Origin of the sequence: Klebsiella sp. TF21-TM (assembly GCF_019753495.1) — a bacterium.
GTDB classification, from domain to species: domain Bacteria; phylum Pseudomonadota; class Gammaproteobacteria; order Enterobacterales; family Enterobacteriaceae; genus Klebsiella; species Klebsiella quasipneumoniae.
The window spans coordinates 1-22952 of sequence record NZ_JAIJYL010000009.1 but is presented as its reverse complement, the minus strand read 5'-3'; the positions used below and the strand labels follow the sequence as shown (position 1 = coordinate 22952).

22 protein-coding genes are annotated in these 22952 nt (G+C 61.2%); 18 read left to right on the top strand and 4 right to left on the bottom strand.

Features of this window, described 5'->3' with window-relative positions:
• Nucleotides 1-58 precede the first annotated feature (58 nt).
• The 8 genes from K5R89_RS10570 to hycI are packed head-to-tail and all read left to right on the top strand — an operon-like array spanning nt 59 to nt 7331.
• Entirely contained in the window at nt 59-667 is a 609-nt protein-coding gene (locus K5R89_RS10570) for a 4Fe-4S dicluster domain-containing protein (RefSeq protein ID WP_023290796.1), read from the top strand.
• Nucleotides 664-2490 (top strand): formate hydrogenlyase subunit 3, encoded by a 1827-nt coding sequence (gene hycC, locus K5R89_RS10565; RefSeq protein WP_221853863.1) that lies wholly within the window; start codon nt 664-666, stop codon nt 2488-2490. Before K5R89_RS10570 ends, hycC begins: the two co-directional genes overlap by 4 nt.
• Before the next feature lie 2 nt (nt 2491-2492).
• Complete coding sequence (locus K5R89_RS10560; RefSeq protein ID WP_023290794.1) at nt 2493-3416, top strand: respiratory chain complex I subunit 1 family protein; 924 nt, start codon at nt 2493-2495, stop codon at nt 3414-3416.
• A gap of 16 nt (nt 3417-3432) precedes the next feature.
• The gene (hycE, locus tag K5R89_RS10555) at nt 3433-5142 is read left to right on the top strand and encodes a formate hydrogenlyase subunit HycE (protein WP_087826523.1); all 1710 of its coding nucleotides are present in this window, start codon (nt 3433-3435) and stop codon (nt 5140-5142) included.
• 9 nt (nt 5143-5151) lie between these two features.
• Nucleotides 5152-5694: a formate hydrogenlyase complex iron-sulfur subunit gene (locus K5R89_RS10550; RefSeq protein WP_023290793.1), complete on the top strand. Its 543-nt coding sequence runs from the start codon at nt 5152-5154 to the stop codon at nt 5692-5694.
• Nucleotides 5694-6461: an NADH-quinone oxidoreductase subunit B family protein gene (locus K5R89_RS10545; protein ID WP_002914891.1), complete on the top strand. Its 768-nt coding sequence runs from the start codon at nt 5694-5696 to the stop codon at nt 6459-6461. Before K5R89_RS10550 ends, K5R89_RS10545 begins: the two co-directional genes overlap by 1 nt.
• Nucleotides 6458-6868, top strand: a complete 411-nt coding sequence (locus K5R89_RS10540) for a formate hydrogenlyase maturation HycH family protein (protein WP_023290792.1) — start codon at nt 6458-6460, stop codon at nt 6866-6868. The genes K5R89_RS10545 and K5R89_RS10540 overlap by 4 nt, the downstream gene beginning before the upstream one ends.
• A complete protein-coding gene (gene hycI / locus K5R89_RS10535) occupies nt 6861-7331 on the top strand; it encodes a hydrogenase maturation peptidase HycI (protein WP_023290791.1) in 471 nt (156 codons plus the stop codon). Before K5R89_RS10540 ends, hycI begins: the two co-directional genes overlap by 8 nt.
• Before the next feature lie 11 nt (nt 7332-7342).
• Here hycI and K5R89_RS10530 read toward each other — a convergent pair whose 3' ends face one another.
• From K5R89_RS10530 to ascF, 3 genes are all read right to left on the bottom strand, one after another.
• Nucleotides 7343-7636, bottom strand: a complete 294-nt coding sequence (locus K5R89_RS10530) for a SymE family type I addiction module toxin (protein WP_023290790.1) — start codon at nt 7634-7636, stop codon at nt 7343-7345.
• Nucleotides 7637-7816: 180 nt separating this feature from the next.
• Complete coding sequence (locus tag K5R89_RS10525) at nt 7817-9241, bottom strand: 6-phospho-beta-glucosidase (protein WP_048298106.1); 1425 nt, start codon at nt 9239-9241, stop codon at nt 7817-7819.
• A 26-nt stretch (nt 9242-9267) separates the two neighbouring features.
• Nucleotides 9268-10710: a PTS cellobiose/arbutin/salicin transporter subunit IIBC gene (gene ascF / locus K5R89_RS10520; protein ID WP_044524499.1), complete on the bottom strand. Its 1443-nt coding sequence runs from the start codon at nt 10708-10710 to the stop codon at nt 9268-9270.
• Nucleotides 10711-10775: 65 nt separating this feature from the next.
• Between ascF and K5R89_RS10515 the strand changes: the two genes are divergently transcribed.
• The 8 genes from K5R89_RS10515 to K5R89_RS10480 all read left to right on the top strand — a co-directional run bounded on the left by K5R89_RS10515 (nt 10776) and on the right by K5R89_RS10480 (nt 19964).
• A complete protein-coding gene (locus tag K5R89_RS10515) occupies nt 10776-10922 on the top strand; it encodes a hypothetical protein (RefSeq protein WP_156835060.1) in 147 nt (48 codons plus the stop codon).
• Nucleotides 10923-10975: 53 nt separating this feature from the next.
• Nucleotides 10976-11989, top strand: a complete 1014-nt coding sequence (locus tag K5R89_RS10510) for a LacI family DNA-binding transcriptional regulator (RefSeq protein WP_044524497.1) — start codon at nt 10976-10978, stop codon at nt 11987-11989.
• A gap of 135 nt (nt 11990-12124) precedes the next feature.
• Nucleotides 12125-12652, top strand: a complete 528-nt coding sequence (hydN, locus tag K5R89_RS10505; protein WP_004205658.1) for an electron transport protein HydN — start codon at nt 12125-12127, stop codon at nt 12650-12652.
• 8 nt (nt 12653-12660) lie between these two features.
• A complete protein-coding gene (gene hypF / locus K5R89_RS10500; RefSeq protein ID WP_217259445.1) occupies nt 12661-14895 on the top strand; it encodes a carbamoyltransferase HypF in 2235 nt (744 codons plus the stop codon).
• Nucleotides 14892-15905, top strand: coding sequence for a HoxN/HupN/NixA family nickel/cobalt transporter (locus K5R89_RS10495; RefSeq protein ID WP_048298103.1), 1014 nt, complete (start codon nt 14892-14894; stop codon nt 15903-15905). Before hypF ends, K5R89_RS10495 begins: the two co-directional genes overlap by 4 nt.
• A 352-nt stretch (nt 15906-16257) precedes the next feature.
• Entirely contained in the window at nt 16258-17313 is a 1056-nt protein-coding gene (locus tag K5R89_RS10490; protein ID WP_032453872.1) for an amidohydrolase, read from the top strand.
• A complete protein-coding gene (locus K5R89_RS10485) occupies nt 17303-18571 on the top strand; it encodes an MFS transporter (RefSeq protein ID WP_032453870.1) in 1269 nt (422 codons plus the stop codon). The genes K5R89_RS10490 and K5R89_RS10485 overlap by 11 nt, the downstream gene beginning before the upstream one ends.
• Nucleotides 18572-18629: 58 nt before the next feature.
• Entirely contained in the window at nt 18630-19964 is a 1335-nt protein-coding gene (locus K5R89_RS10480; RefSeq protein WP_130952710.1) for an MFS transporter, read from the top strand.
• 39 nt (nt 19965-20003) lie between these two features.
• On the opposite strand, the gene K5R89_RS10475 is transcribed toward K5R89_RS10480, so the two are convergent.
• Nucleotides 20004-20720, bottom strand: a complete 717-nt coding sequence (locus tag K5R89_RS10475) for an IclR family transcriptional regulator (RefSeq protein WP_023290781.1) — start codon at nt 20718-20720, stop codon at nt 20004-20006.
• Nucleotides 20721-20886: 166 nt separating this feature from the next.
• Here K5R89_RS10475 and K5R89_RS10470 point away from each other — a divergent pair, with 166 nt between their 5' ends.
• The gene (locus K5R89_RS10470; RefSeq protein ID WP_048298100.1) at nt 20887-21582 is read left to right on the top strand and encodes a diguanylate cyclase; all 696 of its coding nucleotides are present in this window, start codon (nt 20887-20889) and stop codon (nt 21580-21582) included.
• Nucleotides 21579-22526: a hydroxyacid dehydrogenase gene (locus K5R89_RS10465; protein WP_044524486.1), complete on the top strand. Its 948-nt coding sequence runs from the start codon at nt 21579-21581 to the stop codon at nt 22524-22526. The genes K5R89_RS10470 and K5R89_RS10465 overlap by 4 nt, the downstream gene beginning before the upstream one ends.
• Nucleotides 22527-22952: the final 426 nt, after the last annotated feature.

The following is a 22952-nucleotide window of genomic DNA, read 5'->3' as shown; positions in this document are numbered from 1 at the left end:
AAATGACACCTGCGCAACCTGATTTCGTCAAAAGTGACTTTCACCCGAGGATGACCCGGTGAACCGTTTTGTAATTGCTGACTCCACTGTCTGTATCGGCTGCCGCACCTGCGAAGCCGCCTGCTCTGAGACGCATCGCCAGCACGGCCTGCAGGCTATGCCGCGGCTGCAGGTGATGCGTAATGAAAAAGAATCGGCACCGCAGATGTGCCACCACTGCGAAGACGCCCCCTGCGCCGCTGTCTGCCCGGTAAACGCCATCCAGCGCGTCGATGGCGCCGTCCAGCTCAACGAAAGCCTGTGCGTAAGCTGCAAACTGTGCGGCATCGCCTGCCCGTTTGGCGCGATCGAATTTTCCGGCAGCCGTCCGCTGGATATTCCGGCCAATGCCAATACCCGGCTGGCGCCCCCCGCGCCGCCGGCGCCGGCCCGCGTCAGCTCGCTGCTCGACTGGGTGCCGGGCGTGCGCGCCATTGCCGTGAAATGCGACCTCTGCCACTTCGATGACCAGGGCCCGGCCTGCGTGCGGACCTGTCCGACCAAAGCGCTGATGCTGGTGGATAGCCGTGATATCGCCCAGGCCAGCAAGCGTAAACGCCAGCTGACCTTTAATACCGACCTTGGCGACTTGTCGTTGTTCCAGGCGCAACAGGGGGAGAGGGAATGAGTGTAATTGGATTAGTCAATCAGGCGGTGACGTGGTACGCCGCCAGCGCCGTGCTGGCCTTTGTGTTTGCCATGCGTAAACCGCTCAGCGGCGCCATTGCCGGGATTGGCGGCGCGGTGGCCAGCGCTATGCTGGTGGTTGCCGGCGGCGCCGCGCTGCTGATGCCGGATCGGATCCACGGCGGCATGCTGCAGTTTCTCCATCTGACAATGCGGGTGGGCGGCGTCAATGCCCTGTGGCTGCTGGCCATCGGCCTGTCGGCGCTGCCGGTGTCGCTGTTTAACATTAGCTGGCATCGCCACCCGCAGGTGAAGGCCAACGGCCTGCTGGTCAACCTGCTGCTGGCCGCCGCCACCTGCGCGGTGGTGGTGACCAACATTGGTTCGCTGGTGGTGATGGCGGAGATCATGGCGCTCTGCGCGGCGTTTCTCACCGGCTGCGCCGCCTCCGGTAAGCTGTGGTTTGCGCTGGGTCGTCTCGGCACGCTGTTGCTGGCATGGACCTGCTGGCTGGTGTGGTCGACCTACGGCACCCTCGAGCTGGCGCAGATCAATCTCCAGGCGGTGGATATGATGCAGAACCCGCTGCTGTGGCTGCCGGGGCTGGCGGGATTCGCCCTGCTGGCGGGGGCGATCCCGCTGCACGGCTGGGCGCCGCAGGCTCACGCCGGGGCCAGCGCGCCGCCCGCCGCGCTGTTTTCCACTGTGGTCATGAAGGTCGGTCTGTACGGCATGTTAACCGTTTCGCTGGCCGGCGGCGTGCCGCCGCTGTGGTGGGGCGTGATGCTGCTGGTGCTGGGAATGATCACCGCCTTCATCGGCGGGCTGTATGCGTTGATGGAGCATAACATTCAGCGCCTGCTGGCCTATCACACCCTGGAGAATATCGGCATCATCCTGCTGGGGCTGGGCGCCTTCGTTACCGGCGTGGCCACCCGCAACAGCACGCTGATGGTGCTGGGTTTCATCGGCGGCATGTATCACCTGATTAACCACAGCCTGTTCAAAACTACGCTGTTCCTCGGCGCCGGGGCGGTGTGGTTCCGCACCGGCCATCGCGATATCGAGAAGCTGGGCGGCATCGGTAAAAAAATGCCGCTGATCTCCCTCGCCATGCTGGTGGGGCTGATGGCGATGGCGGCCTTGCCGCCGCTGAACGGCTTCGCCGGCGAGTGGGTCATCTACCAGTCCTTCTTCAAAATGAGCACCAGCGACCTGTTTATTGGCCGTCTGCTGGGGCCGCTGCTGGCGGTGGGCCTGGCGATCACCGGCGCGCTGGCGGTGATGTGTATGGCCAAAGTCTATGGTGTCACCTTCCTCGGCGCGCCGCGGAGCAAAGAGGCGGAAAACGCCACCTGCGCCCCCTGGCTGATGACCCTGAGCGTGGTCATGGCGGCGGTCTTCTGCCTCGTTGGCGGCATCGCCGCGCCGTGGCTGCTGCCGCTGGTGAGCGGCGCCTTCCCGCTGCAGGCCCAGGTGTCGAGCGTGGTGTCGCAGCCGATGATCGCGCTGCTGCTTATCGCCTGCCCGCTGCTGCCGTTCCTGCTGATGATCTTCTTTAAAGGCGATCGCCTGGCGGCGCGCTCGCGCGGCGCGGCCTGGGTCTGCGGCTACGATCACGAACAGTCGATGGTGGTCACCGCCCACGGTTTCGCCATGCCGGTGAAAGAGGCCTTTGCGCCGCTGCTGAAGCTGCGTCACTGGCTGAACCCGGTGCGTCTGGTGCCGGGCTGGCAATCGGCCTCGGCGCCGGCGCTGCTGCGCGGAATGGCGCTGGTTGAGCTGGCGGTGCTGGTGGTGATTGTCATTTCCCGAGGAGCCTGAGAATGAGTCTGTTAATTGCATTGCTACAGGCGCTGGCGCTGTTTGCCGTCGCGCCGCTGTTATCCGGGATCGTCCGCGTCGCCCGCGCGCGGCTGCATAACCGCCGCGGACCGGGCGTGCTGCAGGAGTATCGGGATATCCTGAAATTGCTGGGCCGCCAGAGCGTCGGTCCCGACGCCTCGGGCTGGGTGTTCCGCCTGACGCCGTACGTCATGGTGGGCGTGATGCTGACCATCGCCACCGCCTTGCCGGTGGTGACGGTGGACTCTCCGCTGCCGGTGCTTGGGGATCTCATCACCCTGATCTACCTGTTCGCCATCGCCCGTTTCTTCTTCGCGATTTCCGGTCTGGACACCGGCAGCCCGTTTACCGCGCTGGGCAGCAGCCGCGAAGCGATGCTCGGCGTGCTGGTGGAGCCGATCCTGCTGCTGGGCCTGTGGGTCGCCGCGCAGGTGGCGGGCTCCACCCATATCAGCAGTATCACCGACACCCTTTATCACTGGCCGGCAGCGCGCAGCATTCCACTGATTCTGGCGCTGTGCGCCTGCGCCTTCGCCACCTTTATCGAGATGGGCAAATTGCCGTTCGATCTGGCGGAAGCGGAGCAGGAGCTGCAGGAGGGGCCGCTTTCCGAGTACAGCGGCAGCGGCTTTGGCATCCTGAAGTGGGGCATCAGCCTCAAACAGCTGGTGGTGCTGCAGATGTTTGTCGGGGTCTTTTTCCCGTGGGGCCAGATGACCAGCTTCAGCGTCGGCGGCCTGCTGCTGGCGCTGGTGGTGGCCGTCGTCAAGCTGGTGGTTGGGGTGTTGATCATCGCGCTGTTTGAAAACAGCATGGCGCGTCTGCGCTTCTGTGCCACCTCCCGCGTCACCTGGGCCGGGTTTGGTTTCGCCTTTTTAGCTTTCGTCTCCTTGCTGGTGGCGTGATTAAGAGAGTTTGAGCATGTCTGAAGAAAAAATCGGTCAACACTATCTTGCGGCGCTGCACCAGGCCTTTCCGGGCGTGGTGCTGGACGAAGCCTGGCAGACCAAAGATCAGTTAACCATCACCGTGAAGGTCAATTACCTGCCGGAAGTCGTGGAGTTTCTCTACTACCAGCAGGGCGGCTGGCTGTCGGTGCTGTTCGGCAACGATGAACGTAAGCTGAACGGCCACTACGCGGTCTATTATGTGCTGTCGATGGAGCAGGGCACCAAATGCTGGATCACCGTGCGTGTGGAAGTGGATGCCAACAAACCGGAATACCCATCGGTGACGCCGCGCGTGCCGGCGGCGGTGTGGGGCGAGCGCGAAGTGCGCGATATGTACGGCCTCGTGCCGGTTGGCCTGCCGGACGAACGCCGTCTGGTGCTGCCGGACGACTGGCCGGACGAACTCTATCCGTTGCGTAAAGACAGCATGGACTATCGCCAGCGTCCGGCGCCGACCACCGACGCCGAAACCTACGAGTTCATCAACGAGCTGGGCAGCAAGAAAAACAACGTGGTGCCGATCGGCCCGCTGCACGTCACTTCCGATGAGCCCGGCCACTTCCGCCTGTTCGTTGACGGCGAGAATATTATCGATGCCGATTACCGTCTGTTCTATGTCCATCGCGGGATGGAGAAGCTGGCGGAAACCCGCATGGGTTATAACGAAGTCACCTTCCTGTCGGACCGGGTGTGCGGCATCTGCGGCTTCGCCCACAGCACCGCTTATACCACCTCGGTGGAGAATGCGATGGGCATCATGGTGCCGGAACGGGCGCAGATGATCCGCGCCATTCTGCTGGAGGTGGAACGCCTGCATTCGCACCTCCTGAACCTCGGTCTGGCCTGCCACTTCACCGGCTTCGACTCCGGCTTTATGCAGTTCTTCCGCGTGCGCGAAACCTCGATGAAGATGGCCGAGATCCTCACCGGCGCGCGGAAAACCTACGGTCTGAACCTGATCGGCGGGATCCGCCGCGACCTGCTGAAAGAGGACATGATCCAGACTCGCCAGCTGGCGCAGCAGATGCGTCGTGACGTGCAGGAGCTGGTGGATATGCTGCTCAGCACCCCGAACATGGAGCAGCGTACTGTCGGCATTGGCCGTCTGGACCCGAAAATCGCCCGCGACTTCAGCAACGTCGGCCCGATGGTGCGCGCCAGCGGCCACGCCCGCGACACCCGCGCCGATCACCCGTTCGTCGGCTACGGCCTGCTGCCGATGGAAGTCCACAGCGAACAGGGCTGCGACGTCATCTCCCGCCTCAAGGTGCGGATCAACGAGGTTTATACCGCGCTGAACATGATTGATTACGGTCTTGATAACCTGCCGGGCGGTCCGCTGATGGTGGAGGGCTTCACCTATATTCCGCACCGCTTCGCGCTGGGCTTCTCAGAAGCGCCGCGCGGGGATGATATTCACTGGAGCATGACCGGCGACAACCAGAAGCTGTACCGCTGGCGCTGCCGGGCGGCGACCTACGCCAACTGGCCGACTCTGCGCTATATGCTGCGCGGCAATACCGTTTCCGATGCGCCGCTGATCATCGGCAGCCTTGACCCGTGCTACTCCTGTACCGACCGCATGACCGTGGTCGATGTCCGCAAGAAGAAGAGCAAAGTGGTGCCGTACAAAGAGCTGGAGCGCTATAGCATCGAGCGTAAAAACTCGCCGCTGAAATAAGGAATCGCCATGTTTACCTTTATTAAAAAAGTGATTAAGACCGGCACCGCGACGCACGCCTATCCGCTGGAGCCGATGCCGGTAGATAAAAACTTCCGCGGCAAGCCGGAGCATAACCCGCAGCAGTGTATCGGCTGCGCGGCCTGCGTGAACGCCTGCCCGTCGAACGCCCTGACGGTAGAGACCGATCTGGCCACAAACCAGCTGGCGTGGCAGTTCAACCTCGGACGCTGCATCTTCTGCGGCCGCTGTGAAGAGGTCTGCCCGACGGCGGCGATTAAGCTGTCGCCGGAGTATGAGCTGGCGGTGTGGAAGAAAGAGGATTTTCTCCAGCAGTCGCGCTTCGCTATCTGCCACTGCCGGGAGTGCCAGCGGCCGTTCGCGGTGCAGAAGGAGATCGACTACGCCATCGCGCTGCTCAAGCATAACGGCGACACCCGCGCCGAGCTGCACCGCGAAAGCTTCGAAACCTGCCCGGAATGCAAGCGCCAGAAATGCCTGGTGCCGTCCGATCGTATTGAACTGACCCGCCACATGAGAGAGGCCAGCTGATGAGCACTTTACTTGGCCCACGCGATGAAAACGGCATTCCGGTGCCGATGACGGTGGATGAATCCATCGCCAGCATGAAGGCCTCGCTGCTGAAGAAAATCAAACGTTCCGCCTACGTTTATCGCGTCGACTGCGGCGGCTGTAACGGCTGTGAAATCGAAATTTTCGCTACCCTTTCACCGCTGTTCGACGCGGAACGCTTCGGGATTAAGGTGGTGCCTTCGCCGCGCCATGCCGATATCCTGCTGTTTACCGGGGCGGTGACCCGCGCGATGCGCTCCCCGGCGCTGCGCGCCTGGCAGTCGGCGCCGGATCCAAAGATTTGCATCTCCTACGGCGCCTGCGGCAACAGCGGCGGCATCTTCCACGACCTGTACTGCGTCTGGGGCGGTACCGATAAAATCGTACCGGTCGATGTCTATATCCCGGGCTGCCCGCCGACGCCCGCCGCCACCCTGTACGGCTTCGCCATGGCCCTCGGCCTGCTGGAGCAGAAAATTCACGCCCGCCTGCCGGGCGAGCTTGACGAACAGCCGACCGAGCTGCTGCACGCCGATATGGTGCAACCCCTGAGGGTGCGCATCGATCGCGAAGCGCGCCGTCTGGCGGGCTATCGCTATGGTCGGCAGATTGCCGACGACTATATGCGTCTGCTCGGCCAGGGCGACAGCCAGGTGCTGCGCTGGCTGGAGGCGGAGAAAGATCCGCGTCTGACCGAGATCGTCACCCATCTCAACCAGGTGGTCGAGGGGGCGCGTATCCGATGAGCGAGACGGTGGTGTTCAGTCAGCTGAGCCGTAAATTTATTGATGAGAACGACGCCACGCCGGATCAGGCGCAGCAGGTGGTCTATTACAGCCTGGCGATTGGCCACCACCTCGGCGTTATCGACTGTCTTGAGGCGGCGCTGAGCTGCCCGTGGGACGCGTATCTGGCATGGATCGCCACCCTTGAGGCCGGCAGCGTCGCGCGGCGCAAAATGGAGGGGGTGCCGAAGTATGGCGAAATCGTCATCGACAGCAGCCATGTGGCAATGCTGGCCAACGCCTTTGATAAAGCGCAGTCCGCGCAGACCCCGCAGCAGCAGGCGTGGAGCAAAACAATGCTCAGCATGCTGCATGATATTCACCAGGAAAGCGCCATCTACCTGATGGTGAGGAGATTACGTGACTGACGTTTTACTCTGTGTCGGCAACAGTATGATGGGCGACGACGGCGCCGGCCCGCTGCTGGCGGAGATGTGCGCGGCGAACCCGGCCGGCCAGTGGGTGGTCATCGACGGCGGCAGCGCGCCGGAAAACGACATCGTGGCGATCCGCGAATTACGCCCCGAACGCCTGCTGATCGTCGATGCCACCGATATGGGCCTAAACCCCGGCGACATTCGCGTCATCGACCCCGACGACATCGCCGAGATGTTTATGATGACCACCCATAACATGCCGCTCAACTATCTGGTCGATCAGCTGAAAGAAGACGTCGGCGAAGTGATCTTCCTCGGCATTCAGCCGGATATTGTCGGTTTTTATTATCCGATGACCCAGCCGGTGAAAGCCGCCGTTGCCCGGGTGTACCAGCAGCTGGCAGGCTGGCAGGGCCACGGCGGCTTTGCCCGGCTGGAAGCCGCAGACGATTAACCCAGCGGTGCTCAGGGCTCCCCGACGGCGCGCGACTGACCGGCCGGGAGCCCCGTTACCGGCGGCGCCAGCTCAAGATTCTCTATCACTAATTTACCGGGCGACACCGAGACTCTGACCTGCGTGCCGACCGGGAATCCCGCCTGCTCCAGCCAGTCGCCGTTCAGGCTCAGCGCCGCATGGCGGGTGTAGCGCCGCGTCTCCCGCGTTTTGCGGTTCTCATGGCGTTTTCTGACATATCCCACGGTTAACTGGCGAATGGCCCTGGCGATCCCTCCGGCTGCGGTGGTGTGCTGTGCGTTCATGATGTGCTCCTTGCTGAAGATACCCCTGAAAATATACTGGATAAAATACCAGTTGGTGTGAACGGGAGGCAAACCAGAAACTGGAATCAGGCTCGAGAAAAAAACATGTAATAGATGAAACAGAAAGCAGCGCCCGTCCCCCGGTTAGCGCGGAGAGACGGGCGAGCGCGGGAGACGCGCTTAGTCGAGGTCGGCGCCGTTGCTGGCTATCACCTTCTGGTACCAGAAGAACGACTTTTTACGCTTGCGCGCCAGCGTGCCGTTGCCGGCATCGTCGCGATCGACATAGACAAAGCCGTAGCGCTTGCTCATCTCGCCGGTTGACGCCGAAACCAGATCGATGCAGCCCCAGCTGGTGTAGCCCAGCACCGGAATACCGTCGCCGATGGCGTCGCGCATCGCCTTGATGTGCTCGCGCAGGTAGCTGATGCGATAGTCGTCATTGATCTCCCCCCTGGCGTCAATCTCGTCCCGGGCGCCGAGCCCGTTTTCCACCAGGAACAGCGGTTTCTGATAGCGGTCGTACATCATGTTCATGGTGATGCGCAGGCCCAGCGGGTCGATGCCCCAGCCCCATTCGCTGGCCGGAATGTGCGGGTTCTTCAGCGACTTGACGATGTTGGCGGCATTGGTGTTGCTGGCGTTCATCTCCGCCGAGGCGCAGCGCGAGGCGTAGTAGCTAAAGGAGACGAAATCGACGGTGTTTTTGAGGATCTCATCATCGCCCGGCAGCTTCGCAATGGTGACCCCCTTTTCCCGGAATACCCGCGCGGCCCATACCGGGTAGGCGCCGCGCGCCTGGACGTCAATAAAGAACAGGTTTTCGCGGTCCTTCTCCAGCGCCATCCATACATCTTCCGGCTTGCAGGAGTAAGGGTAGAAATTACCGCCCGCCAGCATGCAGCCGACCTGATTCTGCGGGTTTATCTCGTGGGCGATTTTTGTCGCCAGCGCGCTGGCCACCAGCTCGTGATGCGCCGCCTGGTACTTCACCTGCTCCTGATTTTCTCCCTCTTCAAACACCAGCCCGGCGCCGGAGTAGGGGCTGTGCAGCATGATGTTGATTTCATTGAAGGTGAGCCAGTATTTCACCAGACCGTCAAAAGCTTCAAAGCAGGTGCGGGCGTAGTGGCTGAAGAAATCGACCATTTTGCGGTTGCGCCAGGAGCCGTACTCCATCACCAGATGCATCGGCACGTCAAAATGGCACAGCGTCACCAGCGGCTCGATACCGTGCTTTTTGCACTCCTCGAACAGCGAACGATAGAAGGCGATGCCCTGCGGATTCGGCTGCTGCTCGTCGCCGCGCGGGAACAGGCGGCTCCAGGCGATTGAGGTGCGAAAGACGCTGAACCCCATCTCCGCCATCAGGGCGATATCTTCCTTGTAGCGGTGGTAGAAATCGATCGCCTCGTGGCTGGGGTAGAATTCGTCTTCGCGAAGCGTGAAGCGCTTCTCCAGGCCTAATTTTACCGGCAGACGGTGGGCGCCGTGGGGGAGGGTATCCACGGTGGCCATCCCTTTCCCCCCTTCGCGCCATGCGCCTTCTGACTGGTTGGCGGCCAGTGCGCCGCCCCATAAAAATCCCTGTGGGAAACTCGCCATGCGTTACCTCGTTATTAATGGTGTGTTCAGGCGTGGGTTGCCTGGGCCTGGGCCTGGCGCGCTCGGGCGTCGGCGGCGGCCTGTTCAACGGGAATATCTTCAAAGCCGAGGATCAGCGTCAGGGCAAACGACAGCACTACCGACAGCGCCATCACGCCAAACACCCAGACGATGGTCATTGGATTGGCTGGATCGAAAAACTGCACGCTGGTGAACAGCCCCGGCGCCGCCATCGAGTGGCTGGCCAGTCCGGCGATGCCCGCCACCGCGCCGCAGATAAAGCCGCTGATTAAGCTGGCGATCAGCGGGCGTTTCAGGCGCACCGCCACGCCGTACAGCGCCGGTTCGGAAATACCGGCCAGAATCGCCGATGCCGCGGCGGCCAGCGCCGTCTGGCGCAATTCCGGGTTTTTCGTTTTCCACGCCACCGCCAGCGACGAGCCGCCGAGCGACAGGTTGGCGCCGATCTCTGACGGCATTACCATGCCCTCTTTGCCGGTTTCGGCGATGGTCTGAATGATGGTCGGCGTAAAGACCCGGTGCATGCCGGTCATCACCAGCAGCGGCCACAGCCCGCCCATAATCGCCACCGACAGCCAGCCGAGATAGCTGTGGATCGTATAGACCAGTGCGGAAATGGCGCTGCCGATCCAGATGCCGAGCGGGCCAATCAGCAGGATCGCCAGCGGGGCGGCGATCAGCACGATCAGCATCGGCTTAAGGAAGTTTTTCGTCACCGCCGGGGTAATGCGATCCACCCAGCGTTCGATATACGACAGACACCAGGTCATCACCAGCGCCGGGATCACCGTGTAGGTGTATTTCACCGCGGTCACCGGAATAAGGGCAAATTCGACGTGTTCGCCCTGGGCGGCTTTGGCCATTAATTCGATAAACCCGGGATGCACCAGCACCCCGGCGATAGCGATGGCCAGCGACATATTGGTTTTGAATTTCACCGCCGCGGAGGCGGCCACCATCAGCGGCAGGAAGAAAAACGCGCCGTCGCCGATAAGCGTCAGGAGGGTCAGCGTCGGCGAGCCTTTCGGCAACGCGCCGCTCATCTCAAGGATCATCGCCAGCAGCTTGACCATCGATCCGCCGATAATCGCCGGGATCAGCGGCGACATGGTGCCGATCAGCGCGTCGAGGATCCCGGCGCCGATGCGTTTCAGGGTGACCGGCGCTTTGCCCTGCGGCTCGACCGGGCGCAGGTCGCCAGGCAGCAGATTCACTACCTCGCGATAGGCCTGAGAGACCGTGTTGCCGATGATCACCTGGCACTGATTATCGCTGCGCACGACGCCGAGCACCCCGGTCAGGCCTTTCAGGGTAGGGCTATCGACCTGTTCGTTGTCTTTGACCACGAAGCGCAGACGCGTCATGCAGTGGGTCACGGCGACGACGTTATCGACTCCGCCTAATGCCGCGACTATCTGTTGCGCCAGGGCTGCATAATTTTTCGACATCGGATTTTATCCTGTTTATCAATAGGGTACTGATCTGTTACCGCGCCGCATCGTCGGGCGATACCATGCTTTATAGGAAACCGGTTCCACAAAATCATGGTGAGTTTCATTTGATTGCACAAGAAATAAAAAAAGATGATCTCATTTTTGTGATTTTGATCGCGAAGCGTCGCGGCGAGCAGGATCGCGGTGGTGAGCAGGGGGTGCTGTAAAAGCCAGAAACGTGCAGTACACTGCCTGCAACTTTTGCAACAGGAAGAATCACATGGCAACGATGCTGGAGGTCGCAAAGCGCGCGGGGGTATCGAAGGCGACCGTGTCGCGGGTGCTGTCGGGCAACGGCTATGTCAGCCAGGAGACCAAAGACCGGGTGTTTAAGGCGGTGGCGGAGAGCGGCTACCGACCGAATCTGCTGGCGCGCAACCTGGCGACCAAAACCACGCAAACCCTTGGCCTGGTGGTGACCAACACCCTCTACCACGGCGTCTATTTCAGCGAGCTGCTGTACCACGTGGCGCGGATGACGGAGGATAAAGGGCGGCAGCTGATCCTCGCCGATGGCAAGCACAGCGCGCAAGAGGAGCGGGAAGCGATCCAGTATCTGCTGGATCTGCGCTGCGATGCGATCATCATCTACCCGCGCTTTCTCACCGTCGACGAGATGGACGAGATCGTTGAGAACCACTCGCAGCCGATCATGGTGCTGAACCGCCGGCTGCGCCGCCACGCCAGCCACTGTGTCTGGTCCGATCAAAAAGCGTCGGCGATGCGGGTGGTGGAGCGGCTGATTGCCCTGGGTCACCGAGATATCGCCTTTATTACCGGCTCCCTTGACTCGCCCACCGGCGTCGAGCGCCTTGCCGGCTATAAAGACGCGCTGGCTGGCCACGGCATTCCCCTCAACGAGGCGCTCATCGCCGAAGGGCGCTGGACGCCGGAAACCGGCGCGGCGGCGGTGGAGAGCCTGCGTCAGCGCGGGGTGACCTACAGCGCGCTGGTGGCGAGCAATGACGATATGGCCATCGGGGCGATGAAGCAGCTTCACCAGCTGGGCGTTAAGGTGCCGGAGCAGGTCTCGGTGGTGGGGTTTGACGATATTGTGCTGGCGCCGTACATGGTGCCGTCGCTCGCCAGCGTCCGGGTGCCGGTGACGGAGATGATTAAAGAGAGCATTAATCGCCTGATATTTATGCTCGATGGCGGGGAATTCAATGTTCAGCAGAGTTTCCCCGGGGCGCTGATCGAGCGTGAGTCGCTGGTGTCAGGTCCCTGCGCCTGACGTCGTCAGCTGTCATCGTCACTACTGACGATGACAGCGCGCTAAGCATTAAATTTTACTTATTATCAATAAGATAAAAACTGGAACGTATTATGCATACTCCGGCGCCTAACCCTCTTACTGCTGGAGAAATGGATGAACCGTTTCATTATCGCCGATGCGAGCAAATGCATCGGCTGTCGCACTTGCGAAGTAGCCTGCGTGGTCTCCCATCAGGAACATCAGGACTGCGCCTCCCTGACGCCGCACACCTTTCAGCCGCGTATTCACGTCATCAAAGGGGTCAATGTCTCCACGGCCACCGCCTGCCGTCAGTGTGAGGACGCCCCGTGCGCCAACGTCTGCCCGAACGGCGCCATCAGCCGCGATAAAGGCTTTGTTCATGTGATGCAGGAGCGCTGCATCGGCTGCAAAACCTGCGTCGTCGCCTGCCCGTACGGGGCGATGGAGGTAGTGGTGCGGCCGGTGATCCGCCATAGCGGCGCCGGACTGAACGTCGTGGCGGAAAAAGCCGAAGCCAACAAGTGCGATCTCTGCTTCCACCGCGACAGCGGCCCGGCCTGCATGGAGGTCTGCCCGACGCATGCCCTGGTCTGCGTAGACCGCAACAAGCTGGAGCAGATGAACCAGGAAAAACGTCGCCGCACGGCGCTGGCCTGGTAAGCTCAGGCATGAACGGGGTGCAAATCCGCATTCGCGGTAAAGTGCAGGGGGTGGGGTTCCGCCCCTTTGTCTGGCAGCTGGCTCAGGGGCAGGCGCGCTGCGGCGATGTCTGTAACGACGGCGACGGCGTGCTGGTGCGGCTGGCCGGGGACGATGATGGTTTTACTGCCGCCCTCGCTGCCCACTGCCCGCCGCTGGCGCGGATCGACAGCGCCGACTGCACCCCTTATCGCTGGGCGGCTCCGCCGCAGGATTTCACCATCCGCGAGAGCGGGGCGGGACGGATGCGCACCCAGATCGTGCCCGATGCCGCGACCTGCCCGGCGTGCCTCGCGGAGATGAATGATCCCCGGGCGCGCCGCTACCGCTACCCCTTTATCAACTGCACCCACTGCGGGCCGCGGTTAACCATTATTCGCGCGATGCCTTACGACCGGCCATTTACCGCGATGGCGCCGTTTCCGCTCTGCCCGCCCTGCGAGGCGGAATACCGCGATCCTGCCGATCGCCGGTTTCACGCCCAGCCGGTGGCCTGCCCCGACTGCGGGCCGCGACTGGAATGGCGGGCGCAAGGGGAAACGCTGGACGGCGAGGCGGCGCTGCAGTCGGCTATCGCCCGGCTGGCGGCGGGCGACATCGTGGCGATAAAAGGCGTCGGCGGCTTTCATCTGGCCTGCGACGCCGGCAACCCCGCTGCCGTTGCCACGCTGCGGGCGAGGAAACACCGTCCGGCGAAACCGCTGGCGGTGATGCTGCCCTCTGCGGCGGGGTTACCTGCCGACGCCGCGGCGCTGATGGGCTCCCCGGCGGCGCCCATCGTACTGATTAGCAAAGCGCAGGTCTCCGGCCTGTGCGACGAGATTGCGCCAGGGCTTGCGGAAGTTGGGGTGATGCTGCCGTCTAATCCGCTGCAGCATTTGCTTCTGCAGGCGCTGGCGCGCCCTATCGTGATGACCTCCGGCAACCTTAGCGGCCGCCCGCCGGCGTTAAGTAATACTCAGGCGCTCAACGACTTAGTCGACATCGCCGACGGCTTTTTGCTCCATAACCGCGACATCGTGCAGCGGATGGATGATTCGCTGGTGCGCTCGAGCGGAGAAATGCTGCGCCGCGCCCGGGGCTATGTCCCGGATGCGCTGCCGCTGCCGCCGGGTCTGGAGAAGGTTCCGCCGCTGCTGGCGCTGGGCGCGGACATGAAAAACACCTTCTGCCTGGCGCGCGGGGGCGAAGCGGTTCTCAGCCAGCACTTTGGCGATCTTGGCGAGGAGGGCGTCGAGCAGCAGTGGCGCAGCGCGCTACAGCTGATGCAGAACATCTACGCCTTTATGCCGCAGCGGGTAGTGGTTGACGCCCATCCCGGCTATCGCTCGACGCAGTGGGCGGCGACTCTGCCGCTGCCGGTAGAGACAGTGCTACATCACCATGCTCACGCTGCGGCGTGCCTGGCGGAGCACCGCTGGCCGCTCGACGGCGGAGACGTCATCGCCCTGATCCTCGACGGAATCGGCATGGGGGAGAACGGCGCGCTATGGGGCGGGGAGTGCCTGCAAGTTAACTATCGCCAGTGCGAACATCTCGGCGGGCTGCCGGCCGTCGCGCTGCCGGGAGGCGACCTGGCGGCGCGTCAGCCGTGGCGTAATCTGCTGGCTCAGTGCCTGGCCTTTATCCCCGACTGGCAGGATTACCCGCAGACCGGTACGCTGCGCCAGCGCAACTGGCCGCTGCTGGCGCAGGCCATCGATCGCGGCATTAACGCGCCGCGCGCCTCGTCCTGCGGACGGCTGTTTGATGCCGTCGCCTGCGCGCTGGACTGCGCCCCGGAGAGCCTGAGCTATGAGGGCGAGGCGGCCTGTAGGCTGGAGGCGCTGGCCGCCAGCTGCTCCGGCGTCTGCCATCCGGTCACGCTGCCGTGGCGCGGCAATGCGCTGGACTTAGCCACCTTCTGGCGACAGTGGCTGCGCTGGCAGGCGACCCCGGCGCAAAAAGCCTGGGCATTCCATGACGCCCTGGCCAGCGGACTGGCGGCGATGGCCCGCGACTGCGCCATCGCCCGCGGCATCGACACGATGGTCTGCAGCGGCGGAGTGCTGCATAACCGCCTGCTGGCGGCGCGATTGACCTTTTATCTGGCGGATTTTACTCTGCTGTTTGCGCAGCAGTTGCCGGCCGGCGACGGCGCAATCGCCTATGGTCAGGCGGTGATCGCCGCCGCCCGCGGACAGGCTCAAGGAACACAACAATGATAATGACAGTTTTACGCCAGCAGCCGCGCGCTGCGGGACTGGTGCTGGGGTTGATCGCGGCGAACCTACTGGCCTGGTGCTGGGCGCTGCAGGCCTTTGGCGACAGCGGCGCGCTGATGGCCGCCAGCCTGCTGGCCTGGGGCTACGGTCTGCGCCACGCGGTGGACGCCGACCATATCGCGGCGATTGATAACGTCACCCGCAAGATGATGCAGCAGGGGCGGCGGCCTTTCGCCGTCGGGGCCTGGTTCTCGCTGGGCCACTCGTCGATTGTGGTGCTGGCCTCGGCGGCGATTGCCGCGACCGCCACGGCCTTCAGCGCGCAGATGAGCTGGCTGCACGACACCGGCAGCGTCATCGGCACCGCGGTGTCGGCGCTGTTTCTGCTGGCGATGGCCTTTATCAACCTGGTGATATTGCGCAGCGTCTGGCGCAGCTTTCGGGCGTGGAAGCGCGGTGAGCCGGTGAGCGACGAGATCGTCAGCGGCGGCGGGGTGATGAGCTGGCTGTTTGGCAAAACCTTTCGTCTGGTCAGCCGCAGCTGGCAGATGTACCTGGTCGGTTTCCTGTTCGGCCTCGGGTTTGATACCGCCACCGAAATCGGCGTGCTGGGCATCTCCGCCGCCGGCGCGTCGAGCGGGATTTCCGTCTGGTCGATTATGGTCTTCCCGGCGCTGTTCGCCAGCGGCATGGCGCTGGTGGACACCCTCGATAACGTGCTGATGGTCGGCGCCTACGGCTGGGCGTTCAGCAAGCCGCAGCGCAAGCTTTACTACAACATGACCATCACCGGCACTTCGGTGGTGGTGGCGCTGTTTATCGGCGGCCTGGAAGCGCTGGGTCTGCTGATGGATAAGTTTGCGCTCAGCGGCGGAATATGGCGCTGGGTCGGGGTGTTAAACGACAACCTCGGCGACGCCGGGTTTGTGGTGGTCGGGCTGTTTGTCGCCTGTTGGGCGCTGTCGGTGCTCAACTATCGCTGGCGCGGCTACGATAATCTGGCGCGTTAGGTTCAGCATTTTCCCGGCTTGCGCTGCGCTAAGCCGGGCGACAACAACTGTCCGGCGGCGCTACGTGGGCCTGCGTGGCGTATGCTGCCCGCACTGTTTTACGCAGGAGCCTGCTGCTCGTGGTGAGGCATTGTATCGGTGTCGCTCAGGCTGATTTTTAACTTCTTGAAAACATATTAATTTCTGTTAGCCCCTCCCTTCCCCCGCTTTTAACGACCTTATACATCTGTGATTCACCTCTTATTTACATCATTTAAACCAATCGTTAACTGGATAAAAACACGGCGGCCTCGTTATAGTAGTTTTGTAAAATAAAACACTGTTGTACAGGGTAAAACAAAACGAGGTGTTCATGGAGATCGTTACCGCGCCGCACCTTGCGGTCAGAAACGAGTGGCTTGCGTTACATCGTGAAGCGCCATTACAACCCGAGCTGCCCATCATTGATGCGCATCATCATCTTTGGGATCGGCAAACCGGCCGCTATCTCACCCATGAGTTCAGCGACGATATCCAGACCTCAGGGCATCGCGTTGTCTCATCGGTCTATGTGCAATGCCGCTCTATGTTGCGTCGCGACGGGCCGGAGACGCTTAAACCGCTTGGTGAAATCGAGTTTGCCAGCGGTATCGCCGCGATGTTCGCCAGCGGACATTATGCAAACGCGCTCGGATGCGAAGCCATCATCGGCGGGCTCAGTTTACTGGCGGGGGACGCGATGCAGCCTGCCATTGAGCGCGCGATAGCGTTATCCGGCGGGCGGCTGCGTGGGATGCGCAATCCGTTGGCCTGGCATCCCGATCCGCGGGTTACCTCCAGCCCGGTTACGCCACCGGCAGGCCTGGCGCAGAGCGCTCCGTTCCGCCGGGGCGCTGCCTGTCTCGCGAGGCATGCATTGTCGCTCGATGTATGGGTTTACCACACGCAGCTGGAGGAGATTGCCGATCTGGCGCGGGAAATACCAACGTTACAGATTGTGATCGATCACTGCGGCGGGCCGGTCGGCGTTGGACCCTGTTCAGAACGGGATCCGGACATGTTTCAGCAGTGGCGAAACGGTATGCGACGTCTGGCGGAACTGCCGAACGTATGCGTAAAAATTAGCGGCTTTGGGATGACGGTCAGGGGATTTCACTTCGCAGCGGCAGAGACGCCGCCGGATTCGCAAATGCTGGCACAGGCATGGATGCCGTGGTTTGAGACCATCGTTTCTCTTTTCGGTGCCGAACGCTGCATGTTCGCCAGCAACTTTCCCGTCGATAAAGGCATGTTCAGCTACGGCGTTTTCTGGAACGCCTGCAAACGCCTGGCGCAACAGGCGTCCCCTGACGAACAGGCGCAGTTGTTCTGGCGTACCGCCGCAACCTGTTATCGGTTAACCTCTGTGGAGAATATCAATGACCAGTAAAAGCGAGCTAAATCAATTTACTGCGACTAAAGCGACGCCTGACGCATTGCCACAACGCGTCGCTGAGAGGCGGACGCTGGCGCTGGGCGGCCTTGGCTGGACATTTGAAAGCTACGACTCCTTTCTGCTTTCATTGCTGTTGCCAGTGCTGGGCGTGGTGTTCGGTATTAATAAAGCCGAGCTTGGGCTGTTTATCAGCGTCACGGCCGGGGGGCAGATTATTGGCGGGATCCTGTTTGGTTTTATCGCCGACAAAATTGGGCGTGTGAAAACGGCGCTGATCTGTATCGCCATCTATTCACTCTTTTCCGGCCTGTTAGCCTTTACGCACGATCAACAACATTTCGCGCTTTTACGTTTTTGCGGCGCGCTGGGTATGGGCGGAATGTGGACCTCGGGCGCGGCGCTGATTGCTGAAACCTGGCGACCTGAACGGCGCGCGCGCGGCGGCGCGTTGATGCAAATGGGCTTACCTGTTGGCGCGATTCTGGCTATCAGCCTGACGGCAATCGTCAGCTCGGTTAACGGCGGCCTGGAGCAGGGTGCATGGCGCTATCTGTTTATGATCGGCGCGCTGCCGGTATTCATTATGAGTGTGGTCGCCTGGTTCACACCGGAATCGCAGGTTTGGCTTGCTCGTCAACAGGCGAAGGCGACGAGTCGTCAACCTGCCGTAAAGCTGGGTAAACAGAATCTGCGAGGTCTGCTGTTGGCCTTTGTCTTTATCTTTTTTATTCAGTATCTGTTCTGGGGCGTATTTACCTGGACACCCACCTATCTGCGGGAAGTCAAACATCTGGATTTTTTGCACAGCCTGAAGTTTGTACTTGCGCTGCAGGCTGGAGCCATCGCGGGTTTTCTGGTGTTTTCGGTGCTGGCGGATAAGTGGGGACGCCGTCCGATGTTCCTGATTTATCTGTTAACCGGCGCCATTGCCGTCGCGCTGTACCTTGTGACCACGCAACCCTTCATTCTGATGGTGGCGATTTTCATGGCCGGTTTCGGGGTTAACGGTATTTTTGCGGGCTCGGGACCCTTCCTGGCGGAAATCATCGGAGACACCTCATCCCGGGGCTTCCTGATGGGGCTCGCCTATAACGGAGGCCGTCTGGGCGGATTTATTGCGCCGTTACTGATTGGCGCTGTCGCCAACGCTGGCGGTTTCACCGCGGGACTGGCGACGACCGTGGTTGCTTTCCTTGCGGCGATGCTGGTGGTGTGGCGAGCGCCGGAAACCAGAGGCATCAAGCTAAAGTAACTTATTTCATCTCTACATCGTTTTCCTGATAAACATAATGAAACCCTGCGAGGAAACCATGACCGATCAATTACCGCCCCGCGCGAGCGATAACGACGCGCTGGAAAAAGAAACCATGCGACGGGTTATCTGGCGCATCCTGCCTTTCCTGGTGGTGAGCTACCTGGTATCGATTATTGACCGCGGCAACATAGGCATGGCGGCGCTGCAGATGAATCAGGATCTGGGCCTGAGTAAGGCGGCTTTCGGCTTCGCCAGCAGCTTGTATTTTGTGGCCTACTTTATCTTTGAAGTACCCAGCAACCTGGCGATGCAGAAGGTGGGGGCACGATTGTGGATCCCGCGCATTATGATCAGCTGGGGAGTGGTATCGATGTGTATGGCGCTGGTGCAAAATACCACCTCCCTTTACATCGTACGCTTTTTGCTAGGGGCTGCCGAAGCGGGCTTTTTCCCGGGCGTGGTGCTCTATCTGACCTGGTGGATCCCGTCGCGCTACCGGGCGCGGATCATCGCCTCGTTTATGGTGGCCATTCCGCTGGCTAACTTTATCGGCTCCCCGCTTTCCGGGTTGATACTGATGATGGATGGGTGGTTAGGCCTGCGCGGCTGGCATCTGTTATTCATTATTGAAGGGCTGCCGGCGGTCCTGCTGGGGATAGCCGCGTTTTTCATCTTGCGGGACCGTCCACACCAGGCTGGCTGGTTAAACGATCGTCAGAAAGCATGGCTGGAAAACACGCTTCAGGCGGAGCGCCAACAGCAGAAACAGATCGGCCACACCTCCACCTGGCAACTGTTGAAGCATCGTCAAATCTGGCTCATGGCGCTGATTTACGCCGGCGCCTCTTCTGCCGGCACGACCCTTAGCGTCTGGTCTCCCCAGCTGCTGAAGTCGTTCCATCTGGATAACCTGACCACCGGGCTGCTTAATGCCATCCCCTATGGTCTGGCCTCGGTGCTGATGATTGTCTGGGGGCGCAGTTCGGATCGAAGTAATGAACGCCGCTGGCACACGGCGCTCACCCTCTTTATGATCGCGGGCGGCGTGTTTGCGGCGTTTATCAATCTGTCGCTGCCGGCCACCATTGCGATCCTCAGCACCATTTTGATTGGCGCTTATGCGATGAAGGGGCCCTTCTGGGCGCTGGCGTCGGGCTGGATGAGCAGCACCTCAGCCGCCGCCGGGCTGGCGGCCATCGGGGCGATCGCCAACCTGATTGGCGGCGCGGTGATGGTGAATGCCTACGGCATGATTAGCGAACGGACAGGAAGCCATACGCTGGCGATGCTCCCGCTGGCAGGCTTGTGTCTGGCAGGCGGCATTGCGGTGCTGGCCATGGGGCGCCGTTACTCGCAGACGGCCAGGCAGGAAAAACAGGTGACCCATTAATAAGCAAAGGCGGGATTTTTCCCGCCTTCTCAGCAAAGCTTACTCTTTCACACCGTAAAACGTTTCGCAGAATGTCTTACTGGCGCCTAGCTTGAGCGACAGGCGGTTGGCCGTCTCCTGCATGAGCTGGCTGATGCCGCTCGCTTTACGATCTTCCGTCAGACGCGATGCCGGCCCGGTCAGGGCCAGCGCCGCGATCAGTTTATCGTGGACGCCAAACACTGGCATGGCGAAGGCCGCGGTGTGCGGGTCGCGCGCGCCGGAGGTATAGAACGGCAGCGTCGGTTCGTCTTCCGGCAACGATTCACCCAATCCCCAGCGGCGTAAAACCTTACTGATAGCGGAACCATCCAGCGGGAACTGGCTGCCAGGCAGGTTGCTGTGGCGCAATCCCTGGGAGGCTTCGGCGCGGAACAGGCACAGGCGTTGCCCCCCCTCAATCACATACCAGCTTGCGCTTTCGCTGGAGGCCTGTGACAGCGCCTGCAATTCCGGCTGTACCACTCTGGCAAGTTCAAATGATTGCTCATAGAGCTTGCCAAGATAGAGCAGACGGTGGCCGAGCGTATAGGTGCCATCGTCGTGCCGGATGATGTAGTTCATTCGCTCAAGCGAATTCATCAGGCGATAAACGGTTGTTTTGTGATATCCCGAAAGCTGGGCCAGCTCCGTTAACGTCAGACTGTCATTACCGGGACGGAAGCAATCAAGTAAAGCCAGCGCCTTTTCAACGGCAATTACGCCTTCATTCCCCATCATGTTCTCCTTTTTGCCGAACAAAATTGTACCTGAATTTTGTGAGTAACTTCGTGTTTACATCACAAACAACTTCGCAACACTGGCGAAAAGCGAAGCAATGCACGTATAGTTGTTTTATATAGTACACATGAGTTGTATCTAGTAAAACAAATGGAGAGTCACCATGCCTGCTTCGCAACAGAAACTCATCAATTTTGCTATTGCGCGTGTTACCGCGGAAGAAGTCCGTCAGGCCGCCGAATTTCAGGCCGCCATTCTGGCTGACGTGGCCGGACGCCGTGGCACATTACATGGCCGCATCAAGCCGCTGGCGCCGCATATGGCGGTCGCCGGGCCGGCGATTACCGTCGAGGTCCGCCCGGGGGATAACCTGGCTATTCACGCCGCGATGGCCGTCGCTAAACCTGGCGATGTATTAGTGATCGACGGGAAAGGCGATCTCTCCTGCGCGCTGCTGGGGGAGATCATGGCCACGCAGGCGCAGGCCAGCGGTATCGCCGGGATCGTTATCGATGGCGCCGTTCGCGATGCGGAGACCTTAAGCAAACAACGCTTCCCGGTGTTCGCTGCCGGCCTGAACCCGTGCGGCCCGACCAAGTTCATTCCAGGCCGGGTCAATCATGCCATTTCGGTCGGCGGCGCCGCGGTGCAGGCGGGGGACTTAGTGGTCGGGGATATTGACGGCGTGGTCGTTATCCCACGCGAGGAAGTCCGCACCATCATCGAACTGGCGAAAGGCAAACTGGAGATGGAAGCAAAACGTCTGGTTGCTATCCGCGATGGCGATCTGCGTCCGCACTGGCTGGAGAGCGCCCTGCGTCAGGCGGGGATGCTGAGCGAAGGGGAGACGCTGCCATGAGTGCTAAAAACGTGGTACTGATTACCGGCAGCGATTTGGCTGACGCGGCGCTGGGGATGCTGGAAGATTACGAACTTGTCTTTGCCGGCCGCCAGCCTACAGAGGCCCAGCTGATCGCTTTGTGCCAGCAGCACAATCCCGTCGCGATCCTGGTGCGCTATGGCCACATCACTGCCGCCGTTATGGATGCCGCCCCGGCATTGAAGGTGATTGCCAAACATGGCAGCGGCATTGATGTCATTGACGCCGAGGCGGCTGCCGCGCGCGGCATTCTGGTTCGCGCAGCGATCGGGGCGAATGCCGCCGCGGTGTCCGAACATACCTGGGCATTAATTTTGGCCTGTGCTAAGTCGGTCATTCCGCTCGACCGCCGCCTGCGTGAAGGGCACTGGGATAAATCCACGCATAAATCGCTTGAGCTTGAGGGCAGAACGCTGGGACTCATCGGCCTGGGCGCCATTGGCAGCCGGGTGGCGAAGATTGCCTGTGCCTTTGGTATGAAGGTTCTGGCTTACGATCCCTATGCGAAAGCGGTCCCGCCGGGATGTGAACGTGTTGCTGAACTTAACGATCTGCTCAGGCAGGCCGATGTGCTGTCCCTTCATTGCCCCTTGACGCAACAAAACAGGGGAATGATCAATGCCGCCACGCTGGCGCAGTGTAAGCCGGGCGCCATCCTGGTCAATACCGCGCGCGGCGGGTTGATTGACGATGCGGCGCTGGCCGCGGCATTAAAAGCGGGGACCTTGCGCTGGGCGGCGCTCGACAGCTTTAACAGTGAACCATTAACCACGCCCCACATCTGGCAGGCGATCGATAATGTGATTCTGTCTCCGCATGTGGGCGGCGTAAGCGATGCCTCTTACGTGAAAATGGGGACCGCTGCCGCGGCCAATATTCTGCAGGCGCTGCAGGAGTCGGCTCAGACAGAAACAACGTATTAAGTGTTAATCGAACCTGCGCTTCCGGTTAATTATTTTGCCCTGATGAGCTTACGGGCGGCATCCGCAGGCCGGGTAAGGCGCAGCCGCCACCCGGCAAACTAACCGTGCAACAGGGTCGCCTGGGAGGTGAGCAATGCTTGCCCGGCGGCGCTGCGCTTGCGCGGGCCTACCGTATCTGAGCTTACGGGCTACATCCGTAGGCCGGGTAAGCGTAGCGCCACCCGGCAAACTGGCGGCGCAACAGGGATGCGTGTATTGCAGATACGGTTATTGGATTGCCATTTTCTCACTCCGGCAAAAAGCGTCTGTCGCGTGTGATTTCAGCGTACATTGCGCTCCCGGCTAATCGTCTGCGTTATGCCTGGCATGGCGCAGGGAGCGCACAGGGGGCGGCCAGTCGCCGCCGCCCCCTGTACCCCCGGGCTC

Bases quoted from the DNA above. Each gene is read 5' to 3' on its own strand.
- K5R89_RS10495 (WP_048298103.1), top strand. From the start codon at position 14,892: ATGATAATGACAGTTTTACGCCAGCAGCCGCGCGCTGCGGGACTGGTG.
- K5R89_RS10525 (WP_048298106.1), bottom strand. From the start codon at position 9,241: ATGGCGAGTTTCCCACAGGGATTTTTATGGGGCGGCGCACTGGCCGCC.
- ascF (WP_044524499.1), bottom strand. From the start codon at position 10,710: ATGTCGAAAAATTATGCAGCCCTGGCGCAACAGATAGTCGCGGCATTA.
- K5R89_RS10550 (WP_023290793.1), top strand. From the start codon at position 5,152: ATGTTTACCTTTATTAAAAAAGTGATTAAGACCGGCACCGCGACGCAC.
- K5R89_RS10475 (WP_023290781.1), bottom strand. From the start codon at position 20,720: ATGGGGAATGAAGGCGTAATTGCCGTTGAAAAGGCGCTGGCTTTACTT.
- K5R89_RS10545 (WP_002914891.1), top strand. From the start codon at position 5,694: ATGAGCACTTTACTTGGCCCACGCGATGAAAACGGCATTCCGGTGCCG.
- K5R89_RS10485 (WP_032453870.1), top strand. From the start codon at position 17,303: ATGACCAGTAAAAGCGAGCTAAATCAATTTACTGCGACTAAAGCGACG.
- hypF (WP_217259445.1), top strand. From the start codon at position 12,661: ATGAACGGGGTGCAAATCCGCATTCGCGGTAAAGTGCAGGGGGTGGGG.
- hycE (WP_087826523.1), top strand. From the start codon at position 3,433: ATGTCTGAAGAAAAAATCGGTCAACACTATCTTGCGGCGCTGCACCAG.
- K5R89_RS10480 (WP_130952710.1), top strand. From the start codon at position 18,630: ATGACCGATCAATTACCGCCCCGCGCGAGCGATAACGACGCGCTGGAA.
- K5R89_RS10470 (WP_048298100.1), top strand. From the start codon at position 20,887: ATGCCTGCTTCGCAACAGAAACTCATCAATTTTGCTATTGCGCGTGTT.
- K5R89_RS10530 (WP_023290790.1), bottom strand. From the start codon at position 7,636: ATGAACGCACAGCACACCACCGCAGCCGGAGGGATCGCCAGGGCCATT.
- K5R89_RS10490 (WP_032453872.1), top strand. From the start codon at position 16,258: ATGGAGATCGTTACCGCGCCGCACCTTGCGGTCAGAAACGAGTGGCTT.
- K5R89_RS10465 (WP_044524486.1), top strand. From the start codon at position 21,579: ATGAGTGCTAAAAACGTGGTACTGATTACCGGCAGCGATTTGGCTGAC.
- K5R89_RS10540 (WP_023290792.1), top strand. From the start codon at position 6,458: ATGAGCGAGACGGTGGTGTTCAGTCAGCTGAGCCGTAAATTTATTGAT.
- K5R89_RS10560 (WP_023290794.1), top strand. From the start codon at position 2,493: ATGAGTCTGTTAATTGCATTGCTACAGGCGCTGGCGCTGTTTGCCGTC.
- K5R89_RS10515 (WP_156835060.1), top strand. From the start codon at position 10,776: ATGCTTTATAGGAAACCGGTTCCACAAAATCATGGTGAGTTTCATTTG.
- hydN (WP_004205658.1), top strand. From the start codon at position 12,125: ATGAACCGTTTCATTATCGCCGATGCGAGCAAATGCATCGGCTGTCGC.
- hycC (WP_221853863.1), top strand. From the start codon at position 664: ATGAGTGTAATTGGATTAGTCAATCAGGCGGTGACGTGGTACGCCGCC.
- K5R89_RS10510 (WP_044524497.1), top strand. From the start codon at position 10,976: ATGGCAACGATGCTGGAGGTCGCAAAGCGCGCGGGGGTATCGAAGGCG.